Below are 18465 nucleotides of genomic sequence, written 5' to 3'. Positions count from 1 at the left end.
GCTTTTTTGTCTTCGCGTCTTGATGTGTAAGCCTTAATCTCAAGCCGCCACAGCCGACCTCACCGACTCACGCTCGCGCATTTTCTCTCGAATCGCCTGTACGACGAACTCCGCATCACGCGCCACGCCCGAGAAGCGCCCCGATCCCCATGTATGCAGCCACGGCAAACCGACGAAATACAAACCGTCGATCGGTGTAATGCCACGGACATGCGCCGGATAACCGCGACCGTTGAACACCGGCGCGTCGAGCCAGCTAAAGTCGGGAGTAAAACCGATGCACCAGATAATTGCCGAAATGCCGCTAGTGTGGAGATCAAGTGTCGTACGTTCTTCGGCTGGTCTCCAGACGGGTTCGTAGACTTCACCCACCGGTGCGTCGATGCCATGCTTTTCAATGAAACCGTCAATGCTCGCGTTGATCCGGTTGTACGTGTCATCCGCGGCGTCGAGATTGGCGGCGAGCGTCGGGGCGAAATGGAATTGCCCGTCGCACAGGTCGTCGAGCCTGCCGTATAGCTCCATGCCTTCAGCGGCGAACTTGCGCAGATCGATGTCACGTCCGCCGTCGCGGCCGGTCACATAGTGATTGGTGTTGTCCCGCACGCCTTCGCGCAGGGGATGCTTTTCCACCGGCATGTCGTAATACTGCATGTCGGCGAGCCAATCGACCACGTCACGTCCCCGATAGAAACGCGCACAGCGTGGCGCCTCGCCGACCGCGAGCACAACCTTGCGTCCGGCCAAATGCAGGTCTTCCGCGATCTGCGCGCCGGATTGCCCCGTGCCCACTACCATGACCGCGCCGTCGGGCAAGGTCTCTGGATTCCGATACGCTGACGATTGCAACTGCACGATGCTTGCGGGCAAGCGCTCGGCGAGACGCGGCACGATCGGCGTGTGATAGCCACCCGAGGCGACCACGACCTGATCCGCTGTGAAATCGCCTTGCGTGGTCACGATCGCATAGACGCCGTCGTCGCGCTGCTTCACGCGTTTGACTTCCGCGTGCTCGATCACCGGTGCTTCGACGTGCGCGATGAAACCGTCGAGATAGCCGATGATCTCGTCCTTCTTCATGAACCCGTGCGGATCGTCTCCCAGGTAGGGGTAACCGGGCAACGCACACTGCCAGTTCGGCGTCACGAGACAGAACGCGTCCCAGCGTTGCTGCCGCCACGTATGCGTCACCGTGTTCTTTTCCACAACCAGATGGTCGATGCCGGCCTGCTTGAGGTAATAGCTGACCGACAGGCCCGCCTGCCCGCCGCCGATGACGAGCACGCTGTAATGCCCGTCAGCGCGCCCAGGATGGGTTGGATTCGACATGATGCGTCCTCTGCAAAAATAAGCGCCTAGCTGAATTCGATAACCTTGACGGTCGCTTCGGGTCGATCGCGAAAACGCTCGGCTTCGCGTTCGATCTGCGCGAGCTGATCCATCGCCGCCGAGCAGGCAAAGCCGTACTTCTCGCGCACGCGCTCCGAAGCGATACCCAACGCCTGCCGCGAACGTTCGACGAAGTCGTCCAGCGCATAGGCCTCGCCAGGTTTGAAGAAATCACCAATGACGAGCGACGGCGAATAACAGTTCGCTTCATCGCCATCGGGCCACTGAATCCGAAAGTGCATGACAGGCATCGCAAATCCTCAATTGATCAATGAATAGCTAATGCGCGCGCTGCCAGCAATTGGCGGTACACGTCGACGTGACGCCGCGCGCTTGCGGCCCAACTAAAGCGTGCGAGTAACCTGGGCACGGCCTGCTCGAAATCAATTCGACTACCGCTGCCGCCGAGAGCACGTAGCAACGCCGCCGCTATCGACTCGACATCGGTCGGATTCGCCCAGTAACACGTGGAGTCGTCGAGATACTCGGTGAACGGCGCGATTGCCGAGGCAACCACCGGCGTGCCACTAGCAAGCGCCTCCAGCACCACCAGACCGAAGCCCTCGCGCAACGACACCATCGACAACACGTCTGCGCTGCGAAAGAGTGCGGGCATGGCAGCGTCTTCGAGCGGCCCGGTGACGACCACGCTTTCGTCCGGGCCAATCGAAAGCCCCAGCTCCGCCGCTCGCTTAAGCACGCCGCGAGCGTAGGCGTCATGGTTGAGGAGGCTCGCGCCGCCGGCAATCACAAGTTGCGCGCCCGGCAACGTGCGCAGCACCAACTCGAATGCTTCGAGCAGTGCAAGTGTGTTCTTGCGCGCCTCGATTCCGCCCACTGAAAGGACGATCGGGCGGCCATCAATGCCTAAGCGCTGCCTGATCTGCGCATCGTGCGCATCTTCGTCAGGCGTGAAACGTGCGATGTCGACACCGTTCGGCACCGTCAGCGCCGCAATACCGAAAGTCGAACGCATCTCTCGCGTCCATGTATCGCTGACACACAACACTTGCTCCGTATCCTCGTACGCCCGCCGCTGCCATGCAGCAAGCCGGGGATCGTCGAAATGATCCAGGTGATGAACGGTGCGCATGAAACCACGAATGAGTCCTTGCGCTCTCAGTTCCGCGAGTGCGTTGCCGCTGATACTGTCCTGCGCGTGCAAGACATCAAACGACCACGCGTCGTGTTCCATCAAGGTCTGCTTGAATGCATGGATACGCGCCTCCACCATGGCAACCGTGCTGGTCTGCGATAGCGTGATCGGCGCATAGACCACGCGGCATGGCGGCAGGCGAAACAGCGTCTCGCCCGGCGCAGCCGGCGCAAACACGGTCACCTCATGACCGAGCGCGGTCAACGCGGTCGCCAGTTCAAGCGTATGCACAACCCCGCCACGCGGATTGACAGAATGCGTCAGCAACGCGATACGCAACGGGTTCATCGCAAACCGTCCTTCGCGATCATGAACGGCTCGCGATTAAAATCCCACAACACCGCCGGCTCATCGTGGTGACGCAAAACCACCTCACACGTCGCATCGACCGAACCGATCACCGCGCAAGCGAGCGAACGCGAATCGAACTGCGCCTGCACGGCGTCCACCTGATCTTCTCGAACCGATAGCAGATAGCCGAAGCTCGGAAAAGCGGTGACCCAACGCTCCAAGGGGACGTCAGCAGGCTTCGGAATACGCTCGAGATTGATTCGCGCACCCACTCGTGAACACTCGAGAAGCATCAGCGCCGTGCCGAGTGTGCCGGCCATGCTGATGTCCTTCGCCGCGTCGCATAGGCCACTTTCCGCCAGCCGCGGAAGCAGTTCGAGATCCGTTCTCAAACGTTCAGGCGGCGCACCCACCGACGCATTCCAGAACGGATACGGTTCCTCGAAGTGCCCGCGCAGATCGACGGCCATCATCAAGCGGTCACCAGGCTTCGCATTGAAGCTCGACAAGAGCGCTTTCGCGCGCCCCACGATCGACACCGCCAGTTGCGCCGCATCGCTGCGCGTATTCGTATGACCGCCGACTAGCGGTACGCCATAAGCAACGGAGGCCGCCGCCATGCCGGCGAGCACCTCCTCGGCGGCGCCGATGCCTCGACTCCATAGCGCATCGACCACCGCCAGCGGCCGTCCGCCCATCGCGTAGATATCGCTGATGTTGACCATCACGCTGCTGTAGCCGGCGAACCACGGCATAGCGCTCACGAAATCGCTGACCATGCCTTCGATCGCGAACAACAGGTAGCCATCGCCATCGGCAATGGCCGCGCAATCGTCGCCAAGTGCAACAGCCTGAGCGAGGTCCTGCGTGCCACCAGGCAAACGCCGGGCGAGTGAGCCGACCACGTCGACGATATCCGTCTTGTGCCGAAACCCGCGACTTTCGCGCAGGCTGGCGACGAGATCGGCCACGCTTGTCATGCCGCGCTCCGTGCGGAAGCTGCGCGGTGCGGTTGAGTATGTGTCACGAAGCCGCTATACGGCGTCACGCATGGCGGATACCAATCCAGTTGCGCCTGCATCAGATGATGCGGCCGGCCCAACAACGTTTCCTCTGCAAGCACGTCCCAATGCATTGCGCAAAAGAGCGGCACGTTCTGGCTCTGCACATGGGCGAGAAAAGTCTCGCAGCCGAGCGCATGGGCACTGCTCACGGCGAGACGAATCAGCGTCGCGCCGACTTTTCCGTAGCGGCGAAACGCGGCATGCACGGCCAGACGTGAACCGAACCACACGCTGCCCTCATCGCGATGAATCCGCACCGTGCCGACCACCTGCTCCGGCATGCCGGCAACACAGCTCACTGCCACCAGTTGCTGCGCGTGCGTGTCGATATCGTCGCGATCGTCGCCAACAAAAATGCCCTGCTCGATGCAGAACACCGCGCGCCGCAACTTGTACGCTTCATCGGCTTCCCAATCCAGCGTCGTCCACTTGATCCGGAATTCGCTCGGCGCATAAGGCGCGAAACCCGCGTCGCCTTCCAGTGCCTCGCCCGCGATCGCTTCACCGAACATGATCACTCCTCGTACGACGACAACGACGAACACGCGCCGCATTTACCGCAGCCGGCTTTGATATCGCTTGAGCGCATCGCGGCCACGTTCAGCATTGCGCCGAGCGGTTGCAGAACGGACTTCATGAATTCAGGCGTGGGTGCGGGATGATCTTCGAGCGGCGTCCCACTGATCGGCACGAAGGGCACAACGAACGGATAGACACCAAGCTCGATCAACTCGCGCGACATGGACAGAATGGCCTCCGCGCTATCACCAAGACCGGCGAGTATGTACGTACTCACCTGACCGCGTCCGAACACAGCAACTGCCGCCTTGAACGCTTCCATGTAGCGCGCCAGCGGCACGCTCGCCTTGCCTGGCATGATGCGTTCGCGCAACGCGGGCGTCACCACTTCGAGATGCATGCCGAGCGTATCGATGCCGCTCGCTTTCATGCGCGCGAACCAGCGGTCGTCGTCGGGTGGTTCGCATTGCGCCTGGATCGGCAGATCGACCGCCGCTTTGATAGCGAAGGCGCTTTCGCACAGAATCTGCGCGCCGCGATCGGACGTGGGCGGCGTGCCGGTGGTCAGCACCATATGCTTGACGCCGTCGAGCAATACGGCCGCGCGCGCCACTTCGGCCAATTGCTCCGGCGTCTTGCGCGCAATCGTGCGGCCTGCTGCGAGCGATTGCCCGATCGCACAGAACTTGCAACTCTTGCGACGACTCTCGTAGCGGATGCAGGTTTGTAGCACCGTCGTGGCCAACACGTCCGCACTATGCAGTGCGGCAATGTGCGAGTAAGGCACGCCGTCGAGCGTCTGCATGCCGTAAAAGCGCGGGGCTTTAGGAAAGCTGATATTGGCAATCGGGATCGTGCCGCGCAGCAAGGCGCTCGAGCCGTTTGCGTCCGGCGTCTGTGCGACGAACGGCGAGTGCCAGGCGGTGCTCGTATGCACCGGCACCATGATCGTCACGCCGTCCACCGTCACAGCCTTGTGGTCCGATGGTCCTGCGCCGCCGCGCCGGCTCGCCGCGCCCGCATCCGGAGACACGAGCCGCAAACCAGCCGACTGCAATTCAGTCATCAATTGCCGGCTCGCTGCCGACAGTGTCTCGCTGGAGCTCATCGCGCCATCCCTCGTTTGAATTGAAACCCGTGCTCGAAGCACTGGACCAGGCCGGCATCGGCGCGACGGTTTCCGCCGGCCGCCGGTTGATCGCAAGACTCAGCAATTCCGGCCGCGCGTAGTGGCCGACCGAATCCATCATGCGTTTGCGCTTGGTGATCAAGGCCATGTCGAGATCGGCGATCACCATGCCTTCGCCTTCACGAAGCGGCTGCGCCAGATGCTGTCCTTCCGGCGACACGATCGCGGTGTTGCAGCCGCCACGCAGCGCCTTCTGCAAATTCGTATCGGGTGTGACCGAGGCAATCTGCACTTCGCTCAGCCAGCCCGTTGCATTGACCACGAAACAGCCCGACTCCAGTGCGTGATGCCGGATCGTCACTTCGATCTGATCGGCGAAGATCGGTCCCACCAGTGACCCGGGAAACTGGCTGCAATGAATCTCCTCGTGCTGCGTCATCAACGCATAGCGCGCGAGCGGGTTGTAATGCTCCCAGCACGCGAGCGCGCCGACACGCGCCACCGCCGTTTGCGCGACCTTCAGGCCGGCCGCATCGCCCTGCCCCCAGATCATCCGTTCATGAAACGTCGGCGTGATCTTGCGACGTTTGAGCACCAGTTGGCCGTCCACGTCGAAGATCAACTGCGTGTTGTAGAGGCTGCCGTGATCGCGCTCATTGACGCCGAGCACCACCACCATCCGATGCAAACGCGCCTGCTCGGCCACCGCTTGCGTCACCGGGCCCGGCACGATCACGGCTTCCTCGTAGAGCTTCATGTGATCGGCGCCGGAAGCAACCGGTGGACGCACGAAAGAAAAGTACGGGTAGTACGGCACGAAGGTTTCGGGGAATACGATCAGTTGCACGCCTTCGCGCGCAGCTTTCTCGATGGCCTCGCATACCTTCTCGAGGGTGCCGCCGCTGCGCTCGAAGTCCGGTGCGATCTGGACCGCGGCGGCACGCACGATGCGTTTGTCGGACATAGTGGTCACCCGCCTCTCGTCAAACCGTCCACGTGTGGATGATCAGCGCGTTGTCCTTGCGATGAAGCAGCTGGATATCGAGCACGTCGAGCGGACTGATCGGGCGAATACCTTCGATCAGCGACGCTTCGCCGTGCCCGTACAAGGCTTGCAGCGCGAAGCGGCAGGCGTACACCTTGCCGCCCTCTTCCATGAACTTCATCAGTTGCTTGTTGAAGTTCAGGTGGCCGGGGAACGCTTCGTCGCCGAGCGTTGGAAAGCCGCGTTGCAGACCGAGCGTGACGCCCGGCCCGTAAAGGAGCACCGACGTCTCGAAGCCTTTGCGTTGCAAGCGCGTGGCTTGCAACAGATTGACGAAACCGATCGACCCCTCGAACGCGACCGTATGAAACGTGACGAGTGCCTTCTCGCCTGGTTCGGCCTTCACGTCTTCGAAGACTTTCTCTTCGTAGTCGACAAGGTAATCGCCTTTCTGATGCAGCGGTTTATTGACGGCTGGCATGACACTCTCCGATCAGGGTTGCTAAGTGAAAGATGGCGCGCTCAATCCGTGCGCGCTTCTCTCAATGCAACGGCCGTGCCATTGATCGGTCATGCCAATGCGATCAATCAGCAATCAATTCCGCCTCGATTCGACATGCGACTCGAAAAATTTTTAGGCGTGAAGCTTGCATACAGCCGGGGCGTCGCGGGCAAGAGTTCCCACTCCCGCGATATCGCACCAGCCAAGTGCGAATTTCCTGCCGGGACGAGTCGGCGTGGTGCACTCATTCACCACAGACGATCAATCCGATCATTGATCGCATCTGGATGCGATCAATGAACTTCACCCCCAGCCGAAGGCTACAAATGAGCAGCCCAACACATCACTGGATCAAACGCCTCGCCGAGACCCGCAAGCCGGCCTACCTCGCGATTCCCGATCTGATCGAAGAAGATCTCGCCACCGGCCGCCTGCGTCCACGCGACCGCTTGCCGGGACTGCGCGATCTGGCGGAAGAACTCGCGCTGAACTACACGACCGTGGCGCGCGCGTATGCGGAAGCGCGCAAGCGCGGCCTGCTGGATTCGCGCGCGGGCAGCGGCACTTTCGTGCGTGGTCGAACCGCCACCTTGCCGCTCGCCAGCGGCAGCAGCATCGAGATGTCGATGAATACGCCACCCGAGCCGCCCGATTTCGCGGCCCGTTTGCGCGATTCGGCAGCGCGCCTGATGAGCGGCAGCGATCCGTATCAATTGCTGCGCTATCAGGACTTCGGCGGCTCGGCTGCCGACAAGGACGCGGGCGCAGAATGGCTGAAGCGTCGCGTGCCGCATTGCGACGCGCAGAACGTGCTGGTGTGCCCCGGCATTCATAGCGCGCTGGTGGCGCTCGTCTCGCAGTTGGCGCGGCCCGGCGGCACGATCTGTCTCGACACGCTGGCTTACCCCGGCATCAAGGCCATTGCCGCCCAACTCGGCGTGCGTCTGCAGGCCCTGCCGCGCGACGACGAAGGCCCGCTCGCGCACGCCTTCGAAGCGCTCTGCAAGACCGACAAGCCGAGCGCGTTCTATTGCAATCCGACGCTGCAGAATCCAAGCACGTTGACGCTCACGCACAAACGGCGCGAGGCACTCGCCGATGTCGCGTTGCGCTACAGCGTTCCGATCATCGAAGACGATGCCTATGCAATGCTGCCGCAGAGTGCGCCCGATGCGCTCGCAAGCTTCGCTCCCGAACTGACCTACTACGTAACGGGTTTATCGAAAAGTCTCGGCGCCGGTCTGCGAGTGGCGCATCTGCACGCACCGACTGCCCGGCAAACGCAGCGACTCGCCGGCGCGTTGCGCGCGACAACAGTGATGGCGAGTCCGTTCACCGTCACGCTCGCAACACAATGGATCGTCGACGGCACCGCGCTCGATATGCTCAACGCAATCCGCAATGAATCGCGCGCACGCCAGGCGATTGCATCGCGCATGCTCGAAGCGTGGCCTTACGAAGCGCACGCGGATGGCTTTCATTTGTGGTTGCCGGTGCCGGCCGAAAGCGGCTGGAGTGCATCCGAACTCGCATTGCAACTGCGCAACCAGGGCATTGCCGCCGTTGCAGGAGCGGCGTTTTCCACCGACGGCAATCCGCCGAACGCAATGCGTGTGTGCCTCGGTGGTTCAAAAACGCGCGACGAATGCGAAGAGGCACTGCGCATCGTGGGTGAGACACTCGATCATCCGCATCATCTGCATTCTCCGGTGATGTGAAACCATCTGTGCGCATCGGTATATAGCGTCATCTCCGGCGTTATCGTCATACGAATACAGCGCCTGCAACTCACTGCCAGGGCGCTGTTTCGGCATCCATTGAAAACCCCGCAGCCCGCGAAAAAGTGTGTAGCATCGCGCCGCGCCGCCACGAGCGGCGTTGCCGGCCGCCGTCAGAAACTGAAAGCATTACCTGCTCAAGTCCCCACTGCCGGCGCCGTATACCGCGTATGAGGCCCCCGCCTCACCGACTACGGTTCACTGCTTACTCCGAAAAACTTCCAACATGTTCTCCTCCATTCGCGCGCGCATCGTCGCCCTGTGCGTCGCCATCGTTGTGGCTGCGCTCGCTGCTAACGCGGTTCTCAACTATGTCGTCGCCAACTCGTACAACGCCGATGCGATCGAAAGCAGTTTGAACGCTGTCGAAAGCGGTCATGCAGACGGTATCGAAGATTGGATCGCCTCCAATAGTCGGATGATCAACTCGCTGCAGGACGCAGTGCTGCAACCCGATCCATCCGCCGCGTTGAAGCAGATCGCAGCAGCCGGCAAGTTCACCAACGTGTATGTCGGCTACGCGGACAAGACCGCGAAGTTTTCGGACCCGACCGGCATTCCGCCCGACTACGATCCGACCGGCCGTCCCTGGTACAAGCAGGCCGCCGCAGCGGGCAAGCCGGTAGTAACGCCGCCCTATGTGGACGTGGGCACGGGCAAGCTGGTGGTCGCATTCGCCGCGCCCGTGGTGCGCGACGGCGTGGTGAAAGGCGTGGTGTCCGGCGACGTCGCGATGGACAGCGTGATTGCCAACGTCAAGGCGATTCATCCGACGCCCGCGAGCTTCGGCATGTTGATCGACGCGAGCGGCCATATCGTCGCGCATCCGGATGCCAAGCTGACCTTGAAGCCGGTATCGGACCTCGCCCCCGCACTGACCAGCGACAAGCTGACTGCGCTTTTCAGCGCCGAGCACCCTGTCGAAGTCGACGTGAGCGGCAGCACGAAGCTGCTGCGCGCCGAGGCGATTCCCGGCACCGACTGGTACGCGGTCGTCGCGCTCGACAAATCAGAAGCGACGGCGGGCATGCGATCGCTGTTGACGGCTTCGGTGATCGCCTTGATCGTGATCGCCGCCATCGCCGCCGCCATCGTGGCCGCGGTCACCGCCGCGTCGTTCCAGCGCCTGTCGAAAGTACGCGATGCGATGGACGCGATCGGCTCGGGCGAAGGCGATCTCACGCAACGTCTGCCGGCCGTCGGCAATGACGAAGTCGCGCAGATCGCGCGCTCGTTCAACACCTTCATCGACAAACTCAGCCACGTGATGCGCCAGATTCGCGATGCCAGCGAATCGGTACGCGTGGCCGCTAATGAAATCGCTGCGGGCAACGTCGATCTGTCGGGCCGCACCGAATCAGCGGCAGCCAGCCTGCAACAGACGGCGGCGTCGATGGAAGAAATCACCTCGACGGTTACGCAATCGGCGAGCGCCGCGAAGCAGGCCGACGATACGGCCGTGTCCGCGTCGCAGGTCGCCTCGCGCGGCGGCGTAGTGATCTCCGAAGTGATTACGACGATGGGCGAGATCGAACATGCGTCGGTGAAGATCTCGGACATCATCGGCGTGATCGACGGCATTGCATTCCAGACCAACATTCTCGCGTTGAACGCAGCGGTGGAGGCCGCGCGCGCCGGCGAACAGGGGCGCGGTTTCGCGGTGGTTGCCGGCGAAGTGCGCAGCCTCGCGCAACGCAGCGCGCAAGCCGCGAAGGAAATCAAGGCGCTGATCGAAGCAACCGTGGCGAGCGTGACCTCCGGGTCGGGCCAGGTGCGCCAGGCCGGCGAGACGATGACAGAGATCGTCAGCAACGTCGCTAATGTGACCACCATCATTTCCGAAATCACCCAGGCGGCCAACGAGCAAACGCGTGGCATTCAGGAAGTGAACCGCGCGGTCAGCCAACTCGACGAGATGGTTCAGCAGAACGCCGCGCTGGTGGAGGAATCCACGGCGGCCGCCGCCGCGTTGCAAAGCCAGGCCGTGAGTCTTGCCGGTGCCGTGACGCAATTCAAGCTGGACTAAGGTCCACCAAAGGAAATCGCAGTGACGTTCTATAGAAATCTGAAGATCGCCGTCAAGTTGGCACTGCTCGGCGCGGTGCTGCTCGCCGCGACCATGGTGGTGGGCCTGGAAGGATGGCATGCGCTGTCGAATACCCATGCACTCCAAATCCAGTCCGCGCAAACGCTCAGCCAATACGCGCAAGCCGCCGACACGGCGCGCGTCGCACAGGTCGAATTCAAGAAACAGGTGCAGGAATGGAAAGACCTGTTGCTGCGCGGCGCGGATCCGGCTGCGTTCGCCAAGTACCGTGACGCCTTCAGCAAGGAAAGCGGCACGACGCACGCCGCGCTGTTGCGTCTGAAGGATCAACTGAGTGCATTGGGTGCCAACGTTGACGGCGTCGACAAGGCGCTCGCCACGCACGCCTCGTTGCAGGACAGTTACCTCGACGCGCTCAAGCACTACGACGCGGCCGATCCGAATACGGCGCACATCGTCGATGGTCTCGTCAAAGGCATCGACCGCGCACCGACCGCCGCTATCGACGACATCGTCGCCCTGGTGATGCAGCAGGCGCAAGACTCCAGCGTGCGCACGGGCGATGCCGCGGAACATGCGTACACGCTCGCCTGCGTGCTGCTGTTGTCGGTCGTGATCTGCTCGCTCGGCGTGGGCACCTTCGCGGTCTGGTTCCTGAGCCGTAGCATCACGGTGCCGGTCAGGCAAGCGGTAGGCGTCGCGCAAGCGGTTGCGGCAGGCGATCTGCGTGCCGATGTCGCCGTGGTGAGTCGAGACGAAACCGGTCAGCTGCTAATCGCGCTCAACGAAATGAATCAACGCCTGCGGCACATCGTCAGCGAGATTCGTGAAGGCGCACACACGATATCCTCGGCGACGCAGGAGATCGCCGCGGGTAACCTCGACCTGTCGGCGCGCACGGAGCAGCAGGCCGCCTCGCTCGAGGAAACCGCCGCGTCGATGCAGCATTTCACCGACTCGGTTCAGCGCAACGCCAGCAACGCACGCGAGGCCACCACGCTCGCTCAAACCGCAGCGCAAGCGGCACGCGACGGCGGTGTGGTGATGACCGATGCCGTGCGCACCATGGGCCAGATCGATGCGGCGTCCAAGCGCATCGTCGATATCATCGCGGTGGTTGAAGCGATCGCTGCGCAGACCAATATTCTGGCGCTTAACGCGGCGGTTGAAGCGGCGCGGGCCGGCACGCAGGGACGCGGTTTCGCGGTGGTCGCGAGTGAAGTGCGCAGTCTCGCTCAACGCTCGGCCGATGCCGCGCGTGAGATCAAGGCGTTGATTCGTGAGTCGGTGGCCACGATCGACGCCGGTACGCAGTTGATCAATCACGCAAGCAATACGATGGACGGCGTGGTGCAAAGCGCGGGCAGCGTGACGCGTATCGTTGAGGCGATCGCGACGGCCAGCGTCGATCAGGCTGCAGGTATTGCGGAAGTGAACGATGCGGTCACGCAGATGGATCAGGTGACGCAGAGTAATGCGGCTTTGGTGGAGCAGGCGGCTGCGGCGGCCGATGCGGTGCAGAGTAAGGCTTCAGGGTTGGTGCAAAGTGTGAGTTTCTTTCGGATTGGTGCTGTAGCTTCTTAATCAAGACTCAAAGTCGAGGCCGCCGAGTAATACCGTCGGCTCGGCCTGGGTGTGCGAGATGAAGTCCAGTTCGCGGACGTGGCGCCAGGCTTCTAGCTTGCGGGGTAACGCGGCCAGGTAGCCGGCGAAGCGGGCTGGGCCTTCTGCGCCCATCAGGCGTTCTATTTCGTCGCTGTCCCAGGTTAGGTATAGGTTCAACGGGTGTGTGTAGTGGCGGAGGTCTTCGATCGGGGTTGCGTGGATTCGCACTCGGGTGGGGTGGCCGTGGCCGCCGTAGGGGAGGACTTCTGTGTGCACTGTCGTGGCAAAACAGGCGGAGATTGCTTCCGCGATGCGAGGGGCGAATTGTTCGTCGAAACGGGTTACACTCTCTGGACGCATCTATGTCTCCGATGTTCTGTGCGATGAACGGAGCATCGTAGCATGTGAGACGGCCGCGATCGCCGAGGCGATGGGTGTCAAAGAATCGACAGTTGAAACTTACGCCAAGCGCGCTTTCGCGAAGCTTGGCGTGAATTCGCGCCGCGGGTTGTTGTCGCTGGTGCATGGGCAAGAGGCGACCAAGGCGGCGTAATCAGATCGGGCGCTGCGTTTCACGTTCGGGCAAGCGACCCACCACAGCCTCACCCTCCTCCGCGGCAATCGTGCCGGACGTGACAACCGGTCTCGCCAACGCCGCCTTCAGCTTGTCGCGATCCAGCTCCTTCTCCCATGCCGCAATCACGATCGACGCCACACCGTTGCCCATGGTATTGGTTAGCGCACGGCACTCGGACATGAAACGGTCGATGCCGAGAATCAGCACCATCGCCGTCACCGGCACGGTCGGCACGACCGAAAGACTCGCGGCCAGCGTGACAAAGCCTGCCCCTGTCACGCCGGTCGAACCTTTCGACGTCAGCATCGTCACCGCCAGCAACGTAATCTCCTGAGCAATCGTCAAATGGGTATTGGTGGCCTGGGCGAGAAAAAGCACCGCGAGCGTCATGTAGATATTGGTGCCGTCGAGATTGAACGAGTAACCCGTCGGCACAACCAGCCCGACAATCCCGCGCGAGCATCCGAGCCGTTCGAGCTTCTCCATCAACTGCGGCAACGCTGCTTCCGATGTCGACGTGCCGAGCACGATCAGCAGTTCGTCCTTGATGTACACGACGAAGCGCCACAAGCTGAAACCGCATGCCCGCGCAATCAGGCCGAGCCCGCACGAGACGAACAGGAATGCGGTCAGATAGAACGTGCCGATCAGTTTCATCATCGGCAGCAAGGAGACGATGCCATATTTGCCGATCGTGAACGCGATGGCGCCGAACGCGCCGATTGGCGCGAGGCTCGTAATCATGCGCACAATACGGAAGAAGGTTTTCGACAGCAGTTCGATCAAACCGATGACGGGTTTCGCGGGTTCGCCCATCACCGCGAGCGCGGTGCCGAACAACATGGCGATCAGCAGCACTGGCAGAATATCGCCCTGGGTGAACGCACCGATGAACGTCTCCGGGATGATGTGCATGAAGAAACCCGCGAGCCCTTCGCCGTGCGCGGCTTGTGCGGCGTAACTGGATATCGCGCCCGCATCGAGGGTAGCGGGATCGACGTTAAAGCCCACACCGGGTTTCAGCACGTGCGCGGCTAGCAAGCCGATAGCGAGCGCGAGTGTCGACACCATTTCGAAATACAGCAGCGCTTTGCCACCCACGCGGCCGACCTTGCGCATGTCATGCATGCTGGCGATGCCGGTCACGACCGTGCAGAAGATCACCGGGCTGATGATCATGCGCACGAGTTTGATGAAGGCGTCGCCGAGCGGCTTCATCGCCACCGCATCCGCCGGCAAGAAGTGGCCGACGATCACACCGACAACGATCGCCACGATCACCTGCACGTACAGCACCTTATAAAGCGGTTTGCGCTTCATGTCTCCTCCGTTTTTTAAAGGCAAAGCGCGTCCCTTCCCTTCTGCCGGGGAATCGGTCACACGCGTTTCGGCTGAATGGCGGCGCAAGGGCCGCCAGGGGATTTACAGCACGGCGGCCCAAGGATGCCGTTTGAAATGGATCCGCTCGAACGCTTCAATCGCGGGGAGTGAAGCGAGCGTGAGATCGATGGTGTCCATGCCTTCAATCACCATCTGTTTGTGACGCGCGCCGAGCGGGAACGTGAACACGCGACCACTGGCGGCCGTCACCGTTTGCTGCTCGATGTCGATATGCAATCGTGCAGCCGGATGTGTCGCAGCATCTTGCATTAGAACGTCGACTGCTTCGCGATCCAGTTGCACCAGCAACAAGCGGTTATTCATCGCGTTCGAATAGAAGATCTCCGCGAAACTCGGCGCGATCACGGCTTCGAAACCGAATTGCTGAAGCCCCCACACAGCATGCTCACGACTCGAGCCGCAGCCGAAATTCGAGCCGCCGATCAGGATGCGTGCGCCGCGATACGCCGTCTGATTCAACACGCAATCCGGGCGCGGCTCGCCTTCTGCGTCGAAACGCAGGTCATACAGCAAGCCCTCGCTCAACCCGGCCTTGTCGATGATGCGAAGAAACTGCTTCGGCATGATCTGATCGGTGTCGAGGTTTTCGATCGTCAATGGCGCGGCACTCCCGTCGATTTCGGTGAGTCTCGTTAGCATGATTGCGTCTCCAGGGTGCGGACGTCGGTGATGCGCCCGGTTAGCGCGGCGGCTGCGGCCATCGCGGGACTCATCAGATGGGTGCGGCCGCCGCGTCCCTGACGTCCTTCGAAGTTGCGGTTGGTCGTGGATGCGCAGCGCTCGCCTACCGCAAGAAAATCGTCGTTCATCGCGAGGCACATCGAACAGCCCGGCTCACGCCATTCGAAACCGGCATCGCGCAGCAGCGCCGCAATGCCCTCCGCTTCGGCCTGGCGGCGCACGCTGCCCGAGCCCGGCACGACCATCGCGCGCACGCCTTCTGCGACGTGGCGCCCTCGTACGATCGCAGCGACCACGCGCAGATCTTCGATACGTCCATTGGTGCACGAACCGATGAACACGCGATCGATCGGCGTGCCTGCAATCGGTTGGTCTGAATCGAGCCCGATATAGTCGAGCGCGCGCCGCAGTGCGGCAGCGGCCTCCGGCGTTTGCTGTGCAGCCTCACCGGGAATGCGCTGATCAACCGCAATCGCCTGATCAGGGCTCGTACCCCATGTGACGAACGGCGCGATATCGTGTGCGTCGAAATGATGTTCGGCATCGAAACTCGCACCGGCGTCCGATTTCAGTTCGCGCCAGTCGTTCATGGCTGCAGCCCACGCGGCATCGTCCAGTGATGTTGCGTGCGTGCGGACGTAGTCGAACGTGGTCGCGTCGGGTGCGATCAATGCGGCTCGCGCGCCGGCTTCCACGGTCATGTTACATAAGGTCATGCGCGCTTCCGCGGACAGCGAGGCGATCGTCGAGCCTGCGAACTCCACCGCGTAACCGCGCGCACCCTGTGCGCCGATACGGCTGATGATCCACAGAATCACATCCTTCGACGACGTGCCGTAAGGCAACGTCCCGTCGATCGTGATACGCATGGTTTGCGCAACGCGATAGACCAGCGTTTGCGTGGCAAGCACGTGCTCGACCTCCGAGGTGCCGATGCCGAAGCCCAACGCGCCGAGCGCGCCGTACGTAGTCGTGTGACTATCGCCGCATAGCACGACCATGCCTGGGCGAATCAAACCGCGTTCTGGCGCGACGATATGTTCGATGCCTTGCAGGGGATCGTTCGCCGCATGCAGTTCGATACCGGCCTGATCGCAGTTGCGTGCGAGGTTGTTCGCCTGCAACAGCGAAGCGGCATCGCGAATCACGCGCGGCGATTCCGCATGCGTGGGAATGATGTGGCTGACCACCGCCAACTGCTGCCGCGGACGACGCACGGGCCGCGCTTTCGCCGCAAGCGCGCTGAACGCCTGCGGGCTGGTGTATTCGTTCATCAGATGCAGATCGACATACAGCAGCACGTTTTGCGCATCGATACGGGTGACGACATGCGAATCGACGAGCTTCTGGTAAAGGGTTCGTTTTGACATGATGGGTCGACCGGCGACTAGGACTGCAAGAACGGCAGGACGCGTTCGAGCAACAACTCGGGCGCTTCCTCGGGAATGTAGTGGCCGCACGGCAAGGCCTCGCCGCTCACGTGCGCCGACCACTGACGCCATTCGGCAAGCGGCTCGAAACATTGCTCGATGACGCCCTGCGCGCCCCACAAAGCCAGAAAATCGCACTCGATCTTCTGTCCTTCCGCGAGCGACGCACGGTCGTGATCGAGGTCGATCGTGATGCTCGCGCGGTAATCTTCACAGATGCCGTGCGCGGTGGCAGGGTCCGACAGACAGCGCAAATACTCGGCGTAGGCGGCATCGGTGAACGGCGTCAGCCCGGCGCTGCGTGCACCTATGGTCTGCTTCAGATAGAGATCGGGATCGGCGCGAATCAGCGTTTCGGGAAACGGCGCGGGACGCACGAGAAAAAACCAGTGCCAGTAAGCGCGCGCAAACGCGAACGACGTTTGCTCATACATCGCGAGTGTCGGTGCGACGTCCAGCGTGACCAGCTTCGTCACGGCTTGCGGATGATCGAGCGCCATGCGCGCAGCAACGCGTCCACCCCGGTCGTGACCGACCACGGCAAATTGTGTGAAGCCATGGGCGCGCATCAACGACACCTGATCTGCGGCCATGCGGCGTTTCGAATAGTTGCTATGGTCGGGCTCGCCTTGCGGTTTGCCGCTGTCGCCGTAGCCGCGCAGGTCCGCGGCAATGACCGTGAAGTGTTGGGCCAGCGTGGGCGCAACCTTATGCCAGATCGCGTGGGTCTGCGGATGGCCGTGCAGCAGCAGTAAGGCCGGGCCGTTGCCGCCGCGGATTGCGTGGATCTGGGTGCCGTCGACGTGGATCGACGCGTCGGTGAAACCTGTAAACATCGTTGCCTCCCGTATCTGAAAGCAGTCTAGTTGAAGCCTGCAGCGACGGGGTTTCCAGTGAGGCAATCCGAAATTAACTTTCAGGAACGAATCGACGGGCGGTTTTCGCCTTGCGACGCGGAGTCAGGGTCGCCAGGGCGGCCGTGGACGAAACTCCCGTTGCAGATGTTGCAGAAAGGTCTTGATTCGTGCCGGCATGCCCGTCCTTTGGTGAACAAGCGCGATGACGTCAGCATCCGGTAACTTCCAGCCTGGCAGCAGCCGGATCAGCGAGCCATTTTGTAATTCCTCCGCTACGTCCCATTCCGACCGAAGCATCACCCCTCGCCCTTCGCGAGCCCACTGGTGAATCACATCGCCGTCGTTCGAACTCAGGCCAGAGGAAACACGAACGCCCCGTGAAGTACGCCCCTTCGAAAAATGCCACAACGTCACGTCCTCGTTGTTTTGACGAAGGGCGATGCAGGGAACGTTCGCGAGGTCTTCGGGGTTGACGGGGGAACCGTATCTTTTCAGAAAAGCGGGGGACGCGCAGACGTAGCGAGCGTTCGGCGCAATCACGTACCTGACAAGGTTCGAAGGGCCCAACTCGCCGATATGAACGACGATGTCATAGCGGTCGTATTCTTCAATGAGCGGGCGGTCGGACAATGTCAAGGAGACGTCCACATCCGGGTGAGCGTCCTTGAACGCAGATGCGATGCGGGCTACGTATCGACGCCCGAAACCAAGTGGCGCGTTGACTTTCAAGCCACCGACCAATTGCCCTCTTCGTCTACCCAACTCTGCGAGCAACGAATCAAAGTCACGAAGAAGCTCTGCGCCTTTGGAACAGAGCAGTTCGCCCTCTTCCGTGAAGCGCAATTGTCTCGTCGAGCGGTCCAGCAAATGGACGTCAAGCTTCGTCTCGATCTGCTGCAATCTCTTCGTGACCGCCGACGGCGTGACGCCCAACTTGCGAGCTGCGCCCGCAAGGCTGCCAGCTTCGCGAATGCTGAGCAGGAATCTTATGTCGACGGCATCATTCATGAAGAAACGAGCTTACTGCTTCTCGGTTTTATGAGGCGGGGTGGTA

The 18465-nt window shown here is 61.7% G+C and carries 18 protein-coding genes; 4 read left to right on the top strand and 14 right to left on the bottom strand.

Annotated elements, in window-relative coordinates; translation table 11 throughout:
* Positions 1–39: 39 nt before the first annotated feature.
* Genes KHO30_RS22670 through KHO30_RS22635 form a run of 8 tightly spaced genes read right to left on the bottom strand, consistent with a single transcriptional unit; the run spans position 40 to position 7014 of the window.
* Entirely contained in the window at positions 40–1329 is a 1290-nt protein-coding gene (locus KHO30_RS22670) for an MSMEG_0569 family flavin-dependent oxidoreductase (protein WP_211702396.1), read from the bottom strand.
* 26 nt (positions 1330–1355) lie between these two features.
* Positions 1356–1640 (bottom strand): MSMEG_0570 family nitrogen starvation response protein, encoded by a 285-nt coding sequence (locus tag KHO30_RS22665; RefSeq protein WP_093643161.1) that lies wholly within the window; start codon positions 1638–1640, stop codon positions 1356–1358.
* A 17-nt stretch (positions 1641–1657) separates the two neighbouring features.
* Complete coding sequence (locus KHO30_RS22660; RefSeq protein ID WP_211702395.1) at positions 1658–2833, bottom strand: MSMEG_0565 family glycosyltransferase; 1176 nt, start codon at positions 2831–2833, stop codon at positions 1658–1660.
* The gene (locus tag KHO30_RS22655; RefSeq protein WP_211702394.1) at positions 2830–3816 is read right to left on the bottom strand and encodes a sll0787 family AIR synthase-like protein; all 987 of its coding nucleotides are present in this window, start codon (positions 3814–3816) and stop codon (positions 2830–2832) included. The genes KHO30_RS22660 and KHO30_RS22655 overlap by 4 nt, the downstream gene beginning before the upstream one ends.
* Entirely contained in the window at positions 3813–4412 is a 600-nt protein-coding gene (locus KHO30_RS22650) for an MSMEG_0567/Sll0786 family nitrogen starvation N-acetyltransferase (protein ID WP_211702393.1), read from the bottom strand. The genes KHO30_RS22655 and KHO30_RS22650 overlap by 4 nt, the downstream gene beginning before the upstream one ends.
* Before the next feature lie 2 nt (positions 4413–4414).
* Positions 4415–5485, bottom strand: coding sequence for an MSMEG_0568 family radical SAM protein (locus tag KHO30_RS22645; protein WP_200618950.1), 1071 nt, complete (start codon positions 5483–5485; stop codon positions 4415–4417).
* The gene (locus KHO30_RS22640; protein WP_211702422.1) at positions 5478–6512 is read right to left on the bottom strand and encodes a Nit6803 family nitrilase; all 1035 of its coding nucleotides are present in this window, start codon (positions 6510–6512) and stop codon (positions 5478–5480) included. Before KHO30_RS22640 ends, KHO30_RS22645 begins: the two co-directional genes overlap by 8 nt.
* 19 nt (positions 6513–6531) lie before the next feature.
* Entirely contained in the window at positions 6532–7014 is a 483-nt protein-coding gene (locus KHO30_RS22635; protein ID WP_054040483.1) for an MSMEG_0572/Sll0783 family nitrogen starvation response protein, read from the bottom strand.
* A gap of 347 nt (positions 7015–7361) precedes the next feature.
* On the opposite strand from KHO30_RS22635, the gene KHO30_RS22630 reads away from it, so the two are divergent.
* The 3 genes from KHO30_RS22630 (at position 7362) to KHO30_RS22620 (ending at position 12444) form a co-directional block, all read left to right on the top strand.
* Positions 7362–8753 carry an aminotransferase-like domain-containing protein gene (locus tag KHO30_RS22630; RefSeq protein WP_211702392.1) on the top strand — a complete coding sequence of 464 codons (1392 nt, stop codon included), beginning with the start codon at positions 7362–7364 and terminating at the stop codon, positions 8751–8753.
* A 286-nt stretch (positions 8754–9039) separates the two neighbouring features.
* Positions 9040–10839: a methyl-accepting chemotaxis protein gene (locus tag KHO30_RS22625; protein ID WP_211702391.1), complete on the top strand. Its 1800-nt coding sequence runs from the start codon at positions 9040–9042 to the stop codon at positions 10837–10839.
* Positions 10840–10860: 21 nt separating this feature from the next.
* On the top strand, positions 10861–12444 hold the full coding sequence (locus KHO30_RS22620; RefSeq protein ID WP_211702390.1) for a methyl-accepting chemotaxis protein: 1584 nt from the start codon (positions 10861–10863) through the stop codon (positions 12442–12444).
* Here the strand turns inward: KHO30_RS22620 and KHO30_RS22615 are convergent, their stop codons facing one another.
* Positions 12445–12825: a DUF5594 family protein gene (locus tag KHO30_RS22615; RefSeq protein ID WP_211702389.1), complete on the bottom strand. Its 381-nt coding sequence runs from the start codon at positions 12823–12825 to the stop codon at positions 12445–12447.
* On the opposite strand from KHO30_RS22615, the gene KHO30_RS39655 reads away from it, so the two are divergent.
* Positions 12776–13018: a LuxR C-terminal-related transcriptional regulator gene (locus KHO30_RS39655; protein ID WP_211702388.1), complete on the top strand. Its 243-nt coding sequence runs from the start codon at positions 12776–12778 to the stop codon at positions 13016–13018. The two genes, KHO30_RS22615 and KHO30_RS39655, sit on opposite strands and share 50 nt — an antisense overlap.
* On the opposite strand, the gene KHO30_RS22605 is transcribed toward KHO30_RS39655, so the two are convergent.
* The 5 genes from KHO30_RS22605 to KHO30_RS22585 form a co-directional block, all read right to left on the bottom strand.
* Positions 13019–14362 (bottom strand): dicarboxylate/amino acid:cation symporter, encoded by a 1344-nt coding sequence (locus KHO30_RS22605; protein ID WP_211702386.1) that lies wholly within the window; start codon positions 14360–14362, stop codon positions 13019–13021. It abuts the gene before it with no gap.
* Positions 14363–14464: 102 nt separating this feature from the next.
* Positions 14465–15082, bottom strand: coding sequence for a 3-isopropylmalate dehydratase small subunit (gene leuD, locus KHO30_RS22600; RefSeq protein WP_211702384.1), 618 nt, complete (start codon positions 15080–15082; stop codon positions 14465–14467).
* Positions 15076–16494 carry a 3-isopropylmalate dehydratase large subunit gene (leuC, locus tag KHO30_RS22595; protein WP_211702382.1) on the bottom strand — a complete coding sequence of 473 codons (1419 nt, stop codon included), beginning with the start codon at positions 16492–16494 and terminating at the stop codon, positions 15076–15078. Before leuC ends, leuD begins: the two co-directional genes overlap by 7 nt.
* Positions 16495–16511: 17 nt before the next feature.
* Positions 16512–17390: an alpha/beta fold hydrolase gene (locus KHO30_RS22590; RefSeq protein ID WP_200618901.1), complete on the bottom strand. Its 879-nt coding sequence runs from the start codon at positions 17388–17390 to the stop codon at positions 16512–16514.
* Between the two features lie 123 nt (positions 17391–17513).
* A complete protein-coding gene (locus KHO30_RS22585; protein ID WP_093643202.1) occupies positions 17514–18419 on the bottom strand; it encodes a LysR family transcriptional regulator in 906 nt (301 codons plus the stop codon).
* Positions 18420–18465 lie beyond the last annotated feature (46 nt).

The organism is Paraburkholderia aspalathi, assembly GCF_905220735.1.
Lineage (GTDB): Bacteria > Pseudomonadota > Gammaproteobacteria > Burkholderiales > Burkholderiaceae > Paraburkholderia > Paraburkholderia aspalathi.
The sequence above is the reverse complement of the archived record's forward strand: the minus strand, read 5'-3'. Positions and strand labels throughout refer to the sequence as shown.